This window comes from Streptomyces sp. NPDC048255 (assembly GCF_040652415.1).
Taxonomy (GTDB): Bacteria; Actinomycetota; Actinomycetes; order Streptomycetales; family Streptomycetaceae; genus Streptomyces.
In genome coordinates this window covers 1-9,442 of record NZ_JBEZMA010000109.1, presented here as the reverse complement: position 1 = coordinate 9,442, position 9,442 = coordinate 1, and the positions used below count along the sequence as shown (strand labels likewise).

The 9,442-nt window shown below is 73.5% G+C and carries 8 protein-coding genes; 4 read left to right on the top strand and 4 right to left on the bottom strand.

Annotated elements, in window-relative coordinates; translation table 11 throughout:
* Positions 1 to 94: 94 nt before the first annotated feature.
* Positions 95 to 829, bottom strand: a complete 735-nt coding sequence (locus AB0D94_RS37115) for a Sir2 family NAD-dependent protein deacetylase (protein WP_362062158.1) — start codon at positions 827 to 829, stop codon at positions 95 to 97.
* 160 nt (positions 830 to 989) lie between these two features.
* Here AB0D94_RS37115 and AB0D94_RS37110 point away from each other — a divergent pair, with 160 nt between their 5' ends.
* Together AB0D94_RS37110 and AB0D94_RS37105 are read left to right on the top strand one after the other, a co-directional pair.
* On the top strand, positions 990 to 1,466 hold the full coding sequence (locus AB0D94_RS37110) for a hypothetical protein (RefSeq protein WP_362062155.1): 477 nt from the start codon (positions 990 to 992) through the stop codon (positions 1,464 to 1,466).
* Positions 1,467 to 1,564: 98 nt separating this feature from the next.
* Positions 1,565 to 2,431: a GNAT family N-acetyltransferase gene (locus AB0D94_RS37105; protein WP_362062152.1), complete on the top strand. Its 867-nt coding sequence runs from the start codon at positions 1,565 to 1,567 to the stop codon at positions 2,429 to 2,431.
* A gap of 101 nt (positions 2,432 to 2,532) precedes the next feature.
* On the opposite strand, the gene AB0D94_RS37100 is transcribed toward AB0D94_RS37105, so the two are convergent.
* The 3 genes from AB0D94_RS37100 to AB0D94_RS37090 form a co-directional block, all read right to left on the bottom strand.
* Positions 2,533 to 2,976: a subtilase-type protease inhibitor gene (locus AB0D94_RS37100; protein ID WP_362062149.1), complete on the bottom strand. Its 444-nt coding sequence runs from the start codon at positions 2,974 to 2,976 to the stop codon at positions 2,533 to 2,535.
* A gap of 250 nt (positions 2,977 to 3,226) precedes the next feature.
* The gene (locus AB0D94_RS37095; protein ID WP_362062146.1) at positions 3,227 to 3,685 is read right to left on the bottom strand and encodes a cyclic nucleotide-binding domain-containing protein; all 459 of its coding nucleotides are present in this window, start codon (positions 3,683 to 3,685) and stop codon (positions 3,227 to 3,229) included.
* 118 nt (positions 3,686 to 3,803) lie between these two features.
* The gene (locus AB0D94_RS37090; RefSeq protein WP_362062143.1) at positions 3,804 to 4,106 is read right to left on the bottom strand and encodes a hypothetical protein; all 303 of its coding nucleotides are present in this window, start codon (positions 4,104 to 4,106) and stop codon (positions 3,804 to 3,806) included.
* Between the two features lie 309 nt (positions 4,107 to 4,415).
* Here AB0D94_RS37090 and AB0D94_RS37085 point away from each other — a divergent pair, with 309 nt between their 5' ends.
* Both AB0D94_RS37085 and AB0D94_RS37080 read left to right on the top strand, forming a co-directional pair.
* Positions 4,416 to 6,329, top strand: a complete 1,914-nt coding sequence (locus AB0D94_RS37085) for a cellulase family glycosylhydrolase (RefSeq protein ID WP_362062140.1) — start codon at positions 4,416 to 4,418, stop codon at positions 6,327 to 6,329.
* A 294-nt stretch (positions 6,330 to 6,623) separates the two neighbouring features.
* Entirely contained in the window at positions 6,624 to 9,356 is a 2,733-nt protein-coding gene (locus AB0D94_RS37080) for a DNRLRE domain-containing protein (RefSeq protein ID WP_362062137.1), read from the top strand.
* Positions 9,357 to 9,442: the final 86 nt, after the last annotated feature.

Sequence of the window (9,442 nt, the reverse complement as noted above, 5' to 3'; positions counted from 1 at the left end):
ACCGCGCCGGTACGTCCAGTACGAGCCGCGCCCCTCCGCCTTGCGATGCACCGCACCGGACGACGCGACCCGGCAAACCTTTCCGGCCACAGCACTAGCGGGTGTCTCCGGCGAGGCGGGCCAGCAGCGCCGGCAGGGCGGTCCCGATCGGCTCGCGCACGACCTCGTCGGCGAGCGCGTCGTACGGAGTCTCCTGCGCGTTCACGATGATCAGCCTGGCCCCGGCGTCCGCTGCCATTCCGGCCAGCGAGGCCGCGGGCTGCACCTGGAGGGTCGAGCCGACGGCGATGAAGACCTGGCAGCCCTTGGCCACGGCCATCGCCTGCCCCAGGACGACCGGGTCGAGCCGCTGGCCGAACATCACGGTCGCCGGCTTGAGGATCCCGCCGCACAGTGAGCAGGCGGGATCCGGCTCCCCGGCGGCGACCCGGGCAAGCGCCTCAGCCATGTCCGAGCGGGCGTGGCAGGCGGTGCAGACCACGGACCGGGCGGTGCCGTGCAGCTCGAACACCTTGCGCGCGGGCATTCCGGCGAGCTGGTGCAGCCCGTCCACGTTCTGCGTGATCACCCGCACCGGGGTGCCGCCGCGCTCCAGCTCGGCCACGGCCAGATGCGCGGCATTGGGCCGCGCCCCGAGGGCCCCGACCTCGGCCCGCATCAGCCAGGACCGGCGCCGGATCTCGGGATCGGCCATGTAGTACGCGTAGGTCACGAGCTTCTCGGCGTCGGGCTCCCGCCGCCACAGCCCTTGCGGACCCCGATAGTCCGGAATACCGGAATCCGTGGACATCCCGGCCCCACTGAACACTGCGACGAGCGGCTTCCCCATGATCCGACCCTACGTACGCGCCCCGTGCGACCGCGAGCGGATTACCGGGGCCCCGTCCGGTGCCCGGAGGGGCCTGTCTGCGGTGAATCCGGACCCCCACTGGAGTGAGATCCGGGGCGCGTCCCTCCGGCCGGCCCGGCGGGAGGGTACAAACCGGTGCATGAAGCTCATGCCGTACAGCCTCGGTGTCCTGCCGCTGACCCTGCTCGCGCTGCTCGCCCCGCCTTCCGCGGCCGCTCCGGCCGCTCCGGCCGACCCGGTGACGGCCCCGGGTGCGGCCTCGCAGCGGCACTCGGCCGCCGAGATCAGCCGATTCCTCGCCGCCTTCTACGGTGACCACGGCCCCACCCCGTACGACCGGGAGCACCGGGTCTCGCAGGTGCTCAAGGAGAGGCAGGGCGCGAGCCCGGGGGCCGACGTCCTGCTGTGCGCGCAGAACGAACCGCGAGCCATCGGCATCGGCCCGGTCACGGTGGCCCCGTCGGCCGGGGTCGGCTGGGCCACGGTCACCACCCACTGGGGCGCCGATGCCGAGGCGGAAGCCGCCGCCGGACCCGACGCCACCGACACCTTCACCGCCTACGTGCGCCTGGACTCCCGGCCCATCCGGCTCGACGACGTGATCTGCGCGGGCTGACCGGCCGCTTCCGGACCGATCACTTCCGGACCGGCCGCTTCCGGAACGGCCGGGCCGGCCCCCTGTGCGTCCTCTTCGCGTCTGGTACAACACCGGACATGAGGGGATTCGAGATCACCGGCGCGAGCGGCGCCGACATGGAGACGATCCGCGTGTGGGCCGACGAGGAGGGATGGAATCCGGGGGACTCGGACCGATTCGCCTTCGCGGTCGCCGATCCGGCGGGCTTCCTCGTCGGCAGACTCGACGGCGAACCGGTGGGCTGCATCTCCGCCGTCCGCTACGGTCCCGGCTTCGGTTTCATCGGCTGCTACATCACCCGCCCCCAGGTCCGCGGCCAGGGCTACGGGATCCGGCTGTGGCGGGCCGGGATGGAACGGCTCGACGGGCGGCTGGTCGGCCTGGACGGGGTGGTCGCCCAGCAGGACAACTATCGGAAATCCGGATTCCGTTCGGCCTGGAACAACGTCCGTCACGAAGGCGTCCCCGAGGGTGCCGCCACCTCGGCCGGCGCGGACGGCACCGACGGTGCGGTCGAGGTGGTGGACGCGGCCTCGCTGCCCTTCGGGCAACTCGCCGCCTACGACCGGCGGTTCTTCCCCGCGCCGCGCGACGCCTTCCTGGCCGCGTGGACCGGTCTGCCCGGGCGGACCGCCCTGGCCGCCGTCCGCGACGGCCGGATCGAGGGGCTCGGGGTGATCCGCCCGTGCAGCGGCGCCTCCCGGATCGGCCCCCTGTACGCCGCCGGGCCGCGGGTGGCGGCCGCCCTGCTGCGCGGGCTGGCGGGACACGCGCCGGGCGGCCTGGTGGCGGTGGACGTGCCCGACGCCAATCCGGAGGCCACGGCCCTGGTCGCCGGACTGGGCCTCGCGCCGACCTTCGAGGCCGCCCGCATGTACACGGGCCCGGCTCCGGACCTCGACCTGGCCGGCCTGTACGGGGTCACCAGCCTCGAACTGGGCTGAGTGATCGAGAAACTGACGGTCCCGCGGGCGGACGCCGGCGGGGCCGGACAGCGACCCCACATCGCTGTCCGGCCCCCGGGGAGGCGTCGTATGACGCCAGGTCAGAAGTCGAACAGTATGCCGCTGGTGCTGCGCAGCCCGCAGGGGTTGCCGAAGGTGTGGTCGTAGCTGAACCGGCGTCCCTCCCACACCCCGTCGGCGGTCACGGTCATCGGGTTCCACTCCCTGGTACACGCGGTGTCGGGGGCGGCTTCGGTGAGGGCGTCCAGCTGGTCGGAGCTGGCTCGCAGTTCGGCGCAGGCGGCGATCGGGTCCGGGTGCGTACCGGCGGGCGACGGTGCGCAGATCAGCGTCACCGCGCGCAGCACCGTACCGGTCCTGGCGTCGTCCCCCGCCGCGACGGCGAGTACGAGCGCGGACGGAGCGTACAGGCTTGCCGTGCCGGAGGGCGCCGCGCCGGCCGCTCCGGGCCAGGCCAGCGCGGTGAGCGCGGTGAGCGCCATGGCGGCGGAACCGAGCCCGAGACCCCTTGCGATGGACCGCATTTCGAACACTCCCTTGAGTGGCTGTTTCGGATAGCGGACAGAGTCTTGCCCACGCGGCCCGTGAACGCCCGTTCGCACCCCCATTTCACGTCACTCATCGTGTGCGCATGAGTGCAGACCGCAGCGGTGCGAGCGGGCTGACCTGTGGGGGAACGGACGGGCGAATCGGCCGAACACCGCCCAGGAAACATGCGTGAGACCCTCCGGAAACGCCTCCGAAAAGGCGTTCCGCGGGTCTCGGGAGGCCCCGTCAGCGCGCCATGAGGCGGGGGGCGTACAGGTCGAGCAGCCGGGTGCGGGTCTGCTGGAGCCGCAGGGCGAGGACGCGCCCCACCCAGTGCCCGATGGCCGACCCGAAGACGGGGTCGGCGTCCATGAGCATCCGTACGGCCGTGCCGTCGAACTCGTACGCGCGCACCGGCGTCATCGCCTCGGCGCTCAGCTGCCAGACGTACGGCGGGAACAGCCAGGACCAGCCCACCAGCTCACCGGAACCGAGGTTCTCCACGGGCGCGGGCCGGCGGCCGGCCACCGGGATCTGGAGGGTCACCGTGCCGGAGCGCACGATCCAGAAGGACTCCGCCGCGCTGCCCTCCTCGAAGATCCGCGCGTTCTCCGGGAAGTTGACCTCGCGGGCCTGGGACATGAGCCGTCCACGATGCTCGGTGGACAGGACTGCGGCGATCCGGATGGGGGAAGGTGTGCTCACGACGGCCTCCGATCGGACCCCCCCACGAAGCTCCTGCTCCTCCCAGTGTCGCCGACGAGCGCCGGATCCCGGGCGGTCGGGAGCCGCCCGATTCCGCGGGACCGGGCGCAGGGGGCGTCTACTCCTCGGCGTTCGCTTCCAGGCAGGCCAGTTCCATCGCGTCCAGGACCGCCTCGTGGCTGCGCCGGCTCAGCTCGGCGACGTTCTCGATCTGCGCCGTCGTCCACGCGGCCAGGGTCATCACCAGCACGCGGAGCCCGTCGGTGCCGTGCTCGGCCAGGATCGCGTCGGCCATGAGCATGGCGTCCTCGGGCACCTGCTCGGGCGGCTCCAGGCCGACGAGGCCGCGCAGCATCGTGAGGGTGCGGCGGGAGATCTCCGGCGTCAGCCTCGCCAGCCGCATGTCTTCTTCCTCGTCCATCCGCCCCACCCTCCCGTGCCCCTCTACCGCCCCCTCAGGGCACGGTAGAGGGGGGCGGGCCCGCGCGGGGCGGTTTCGCCAGGGTGCGCCCGCACGATGCCCGGACGTGCCGCCCGCACGATGCCCGCGCGTGCCCCCGTATACGATCGCCGGCCGGGTGGGCCCGGACCGGACGGGCGGGGCGTACCCGGGTGCCGGAGCCGGACGGCGAAGTGCCCGCGGCGCACGGCTTCCCCCGCCACGGACCGGCCGGTAACTTGAGCGCGGCAGCCGGCCCGCCCGGGCCGGCGGGAGCCCGGCAGGAGTGAGATGAAGAGCCTCTTACGTGCGGTCCTGGCCACGCTGGTGCTCCTGGCCGGCGTCCTGCCCGCCCAGGTCGCCGCCGCGGCCCCCGCGCCCGCCCCCGCGCCCGCCGTCGCGGAGGCCTGGACCCCGCCGCTGTCCACCCGGGGCCGGTACATCGTGGACGCCCAGGGCAACCGCTTCCGCCTTCGCTCCGGGAACTGGGACGGTGCCCAGGGCTCCTGGAACGGCTCCGGCGACCGCGAGGACCCCGCCACCCACCACAGCGGCCAGCCCTCCCACGGCATCCCGATCGGCCTGGACCGGGTGCCCCTGCCCGCCCTGCTGGCAGACTTCCGCGCCCTGGGGCTCAACAGCATCCGGCTGCCCTTCTCCAACGAGATGCTCCGCACCACCACCCCCGTCCCGGACTCCGCAGTCGCCGCCAACCCGGCCCTGCGCGGGCGCACCCCGCTCCAGGTCTTCGACGCCGTGGTCGCCGCCCTCACCGCCGAAGGCTTCGCCGTCATCCTCAACAACCACACGGTCACCACCCGTTGGTGCTGCGGCCTCGACGGGAACGAACGCTGGAACAGCGCCGGACAGTCCACCGCCCAGTGGGCCGACGACTGGGTCTTCCTCGCCCGCCGCTACCGGGACAACCCGCGCGTGGTGGGCGCCGACCTCTACAACGAGGTCCGCCGCGACGTCTTCGACGACCCGAACTGGGGCCTCGGTGACCGCCACGACTGGCACGCGGCCGCCCAGGAGGCGGGCGACCGCATCCTCACCGAAGCCAACCCGGACCTGCTCATCGTGGTCGAGGGCATCAACTGGACCGGCCTGCCCGTGGACGGGTTCCCGCACGGCCGCCCCACCCTCACTCCGGTACGCACCCTCTCCCACACCCTCACCGTCTCGAACAAGCTGGTGTACTCGGCCCACTTCTACGGATACACCGGCCCGCGCCACAGCGGGGCGACCGGCATGGGCGAGACGAGCGACCTCCGCTACCAGGACATGACCCGGTCCCAGCTCGAACAGACCCTGTACGACCAGGCCTTCTACGTCTCCGCCGAAACCGGCACGCACTTCACCGCCCCCGTCTGGATCAGCGAGTTCGGCATCGGCGCCGACGAGACCGGTGCCGCTCCGCGCGCCTGGTTCCAGCACCTCACCGGCTACCTGACCGGCGCCGACGCGGACTTCGCGTACTGGCCCCTGGTCGGCTGGAGCACCACCGCGCAGGGCGCCCCCGGCGGCGACAGCTGGGCGATGCTGCGCTACGACAACACCGGCCGCCGGACGGGCGTACTCGATCCGGGGGACTGGCGTACGGGGCCCTGGGCCGGGCTCGCCGGCGCCGCCGGACGCACCGGTCCGGTGCCCGTCACCCCCGCCTGGTACCAGCTGACCACCGACCACCGCGACCACAACGCCTCGCTGCTCACCCGGGCCGCGGGCGACTGGGACAGCGGGGCGCGCAAGGCGGTCTGCCCCGACGGGGCCCGGCTGGCGGGGCTCAGCCACACCGGCGGCCGCGGCCTGTGCACCACCTCCGACCTGCGCGCCGCGGCGGGCGGGCACACCGTGGTCCGCGACGAGAGGTACGTCCCGCCGGGCGGCGACTGGGCCGGCGGCTACACGAAGTTCCAGTGCCCGGCGGGCCAGTTCCTGACCGGGTACAGCCTGCGGGGGCAGCGGCTCTCGGCGGCCCTGTGCGCCCCCGCCCGCACCGCCCTCCCGGCGGGGGGCCGCACCCTCTGGTTCGACCGCGGGGACAACCGCCCGCCGGGCGCCCCCGGAGCCGATTTCGCCTCCGGGCACTACAAGGGCCAGTGCCAGTCCGGCGAATACGCGGCGGGCATCGCCTTCACCACCCGCGCCGCGTCCCGCCCCTCCCCGGCGGCCCTGCTCTGCCGTCCCCTGCCGGGAGCGTGACGGACCGGATCAGGCGTCGCCCCAGGCTCCCGGCGGGCTCGGCCGAGCCCGCCGGAGGACCGGGTCCGTGGGCTGCGCGTGCACGGCATACTTCCGGTTCCCCCCGGGGCCGTGTGCGGGCCGGACCAATTTGGTATCCGATACGTCAAGTGTGATGAACGGAACGGTGAACCGCTCTAAGGTGCGCCCGTATGGATGACCGCGGACGGCTGTTCGTCTGGTTCCGGCCATGCCCGACATCGGCCGCGAGCCGGCGGGCGAGACGCCCGTACCGCACATCGAACTGGGGGGTTCATGCGTAGATCCAGAGGGCTGACGGCCGCTCTCGCCCTGTCCCTGGCCGGAACCGGCGCGGTCGTCGGCCTCGGCCTCGTCCCACAGGCCGCGGCCGTCACCCCGCCCGTCGCCTTCACCGCCGACGCGCTGTCGACCTGGCAGCCCAACGGCGTCGTATGGGCCCTCGCGGAGGCGGGCGGCCAGGTCTTCGTCGGCGGCACCTTCTCCGCCGTCCGGCCCCCCGCGGGCGGTGGCGGCAGCGAGCAGCCGGCCGTGAACTTCGTGGCGCTCGACGCCGCGACCGGTGCGCCGACCTCCTGCAAGCTGTCCTTCACGGTGGGCGGAGGCACCGCCACCGTCCGCGCGCTCGCCCTCTCCCCGGACAAGAAGACCCTCTACGCGGGCGGCTACTTCGGCGCCGTCAACGGCACTCCGGTCTCCAGCCTCGCCGCCGTCGACGTGGCCACCTGCACGGTGAAGCCCGGCTTCCGGCCGGCCTTCGCCGCCACCGTCCGCGCCCTCGCCGTCACCGGGGACACCGTCTACGCCGGCGGCGACTTCCTCACCGTCGCCGGCCAGCAGCGCCAGCGCTTCGCCGCCGTCGACGCCGGCGACGGCTCCCTGCGGCCCTTCACCGCCAACGCCGACGAGCCCGGCCGCGCCGTCGAGGTGACCCCGGACGGCAGCAAGGTGCTCCTCGGCGGCGACTTCTTCACCGTCAACGGCACGAACACGCACGCGCTGGCCGTCGTCGACGCGACGAGCGGCGCGCTCACCAAGTCCTACCCCGGCTTCATCGAGACCAACTCCGTCGTCAAGGACATCGCCACCGACGCCACCGGCTTCTACACCGCCAACGAGGGTACGGGCGGCGGGGTCTTCGACGGCCGGATCGGCCTCGAACTCAGCGACTTCGGCCAGCGCTGGCGCGACACCTGCCTCGGCGCCACGCAGGCCGTGCTCCCGTACCAGAGCGTGCTCTACAGCGCCTCGCACGCGCACGACTGCTCCAGTGTCGGAGAGTTCCCCGACGGTCAGCGCCACCACCTGCTCGCCCAGCCGACCAGCGGAACCGGCAAGCTGGGCTGGGCCCCCGACACCAACGACGGCATCGGCGAGGGCATCGGCCCGCGCGTGATGACGGTCGGGTCCAAGGCCGGCGTCCAATACCTGTGGGTCGGCGGCGAGTTCACCACCGTCAACGGCGCGGCGCAGCAGAGCCTGACCCGCTTCGCCTCCACCGGGGACACCGGCGCACCCACCGTGCCCGTCGCGAGCGCGGTCAGCTTCAAGCCCGGAGAGGCCCAGGTGCGCTGGCGCACCAGCCTCGACCTCGACGACAGCGCGCTGACGTACCGGATCTACCGCAACGGCGCGGCGACCCCGATCGCCACGGTCACCGCGGACTCGCTGTTCTTCCGGCGCCCGCAGGCCTCCTGGACCGACACCACCGTCACTCCGGGCCAGTCGTACACGTACCGTGTGACGGCGACCGACGCCGCGGGCAACGCCAGCGCGCTGTCGGGCACGGCGAGCGTGACCGTCCCGACCTCGGTGGACGCGTACCCGAACGCGGTCCGCGCGGACGGCGCCCAGCAGTACTGGCGCTACGACGAGTCCGCGCTGCCCTTCGCCGCCGACTCCTCGGACGGCGGCAACCAGAGCGGAGTGCACCTGAACGCCCCCGCCCTGCGCCAGTCGCCCGGGGCCGTCTCCGGGGCGAGCACGGCGATCGGCTTCAACGGCACTGACACCCAGGTGTACGCGGACCGCCGCCAGACGGTGGGCGCCAGCTACACCGTCGAGACCTGGTTCAGGACGAACACCACCCGGGGCGGCAAGCTCGTCGGCTTCGGGAACAACCAGACGCGCGGCAGCAGTCAGTACGACAAGCACATCTACATGACCAATGACGGCCGTCTCGTCTACGGCGTCTACACCGGTGCCACCCGCACCATCACCACCGGCACCGCCTACAACGACAACAAGTGGCACCACGTCGTCGCCACCCAGGGCCCCGGCGGGATGACCCTGTACGTGGACGGCGCGCAGAAGGGAACGCTGAACGTCACCACGCACGAGAACTTCTCCGGCTACTGGCACGCGGGCGGCGACAGCCTCGGCGGCTGGCCGGACCGCCCGACCAGCGAGTACTGGGCGGGCCAGCTCGACGAGACGGCCGTCTACCCGAACGTCCTCGGCGCGGCGCAGGTGCAGAACCACTACACCCTCGCCTCCGCCCCGGCCGACTCGGTCGTCCAGGTCACCGCGGCCGAGGACACCTACGCCAACGCCGGGGCGCCCGGCACCAATTACGGGACCTCCGGCTCGCTCGCCGTGCGGGGCACCTCGCTCTACGCGAGCTACCTCCGCTTCAGCCTGCCCGCCGCTCCCGCGGGCACGGTGCTGAAGTCGGCCACGCTCCGCGTGAAGACCAGCACGATGAGCGGCGCCGGTACGGCCGACACCGTCTCGGTGGTCCCGGTCACCGGAGCGTGGACGGAGGACGGCACGACCTACGCCAACCGTCCCGGCCTCGGCGGCCCGGCGCTCGGCACCTTCGCCGGGATCCCGGACGGCTCGGCCGTGCACACCACCGGGCTGAACACCGCGACCGTCGCGGCGGCGCTCGGCGGCAGCTACGCGCTGGGGCTGAGCAGCACCGGTACGGACGCCCTGTGGCTATGGTCCTCCGAGGCGCAGGCGGGCGAGGGGACGCCGCAGCTGACGCTGACGTTCGGCGCGCCGTGACCTCCGGCTGACACCGGTACGGCAGGAGGGGGGGGGGGGCGGGGGGGGCCGCGCCCCCCCGCGCGGGGGGCCCCGGCGGGGCGCCC

What these genes read in the sequence shown, in the direction of transcription:
- AB0D94_RS37110 (WP_362062155.1), top strand. Translation starts at nt 990, where the DNA reads ATGAAGCTCATGCCGTACAGCCTCGGTGTCCTGCCGCTGACCCTGCTC.
- AB0D94_RS37090 (WP_362062143.1), bottom strand. Translation starts at nt 4,106, where the DNA reads ATGGACGAGGAAGAAGACATGCGGCTGGCGAGGCTGACGCCGGAGATC.
- AB0D94_RS37105 (WP_362062152.1), top strand. Translation starts at nt 1,565, where the DNA reads ATGAGGGGATTCGAGATCACCGGCGCGAGCGGCGCCGACATGGAGACG.
- AB0D94_RS37100 (WP_362062149.1), bottom strand. Translation starts at nt 2,976, where the DNA reads ATGCGGTCCATCGCAAGGGGTCTCGGGCTCGGTTCCGCCGCCATGGCG.
- AB0D94_RS37085 (WP_362062140.1), top strand. Translation starts at nt 4,416, where the DNA reads ATGAAGAGCCTCTTACGTGCGGTCCTGGCCACGCTGGTGCTCCTGGCC.
- AB0D94_RS37115 (WP_362062158.1), bottom strand. Translation starts at nt 829, where the DNA reads ATGGGGAAGCCGCTCGTCGCAGTGTTCAGTGGGGCCGGGATGTCCACG.
- AB0D94_RS37080 (WP_362062137.1), top strand. Translation starts at nt 6,624, where the DNA reads ATGCGTAGATCCAGAGGGCTGACGGCCGCTCTCGCCCTGTCCCTGGCC.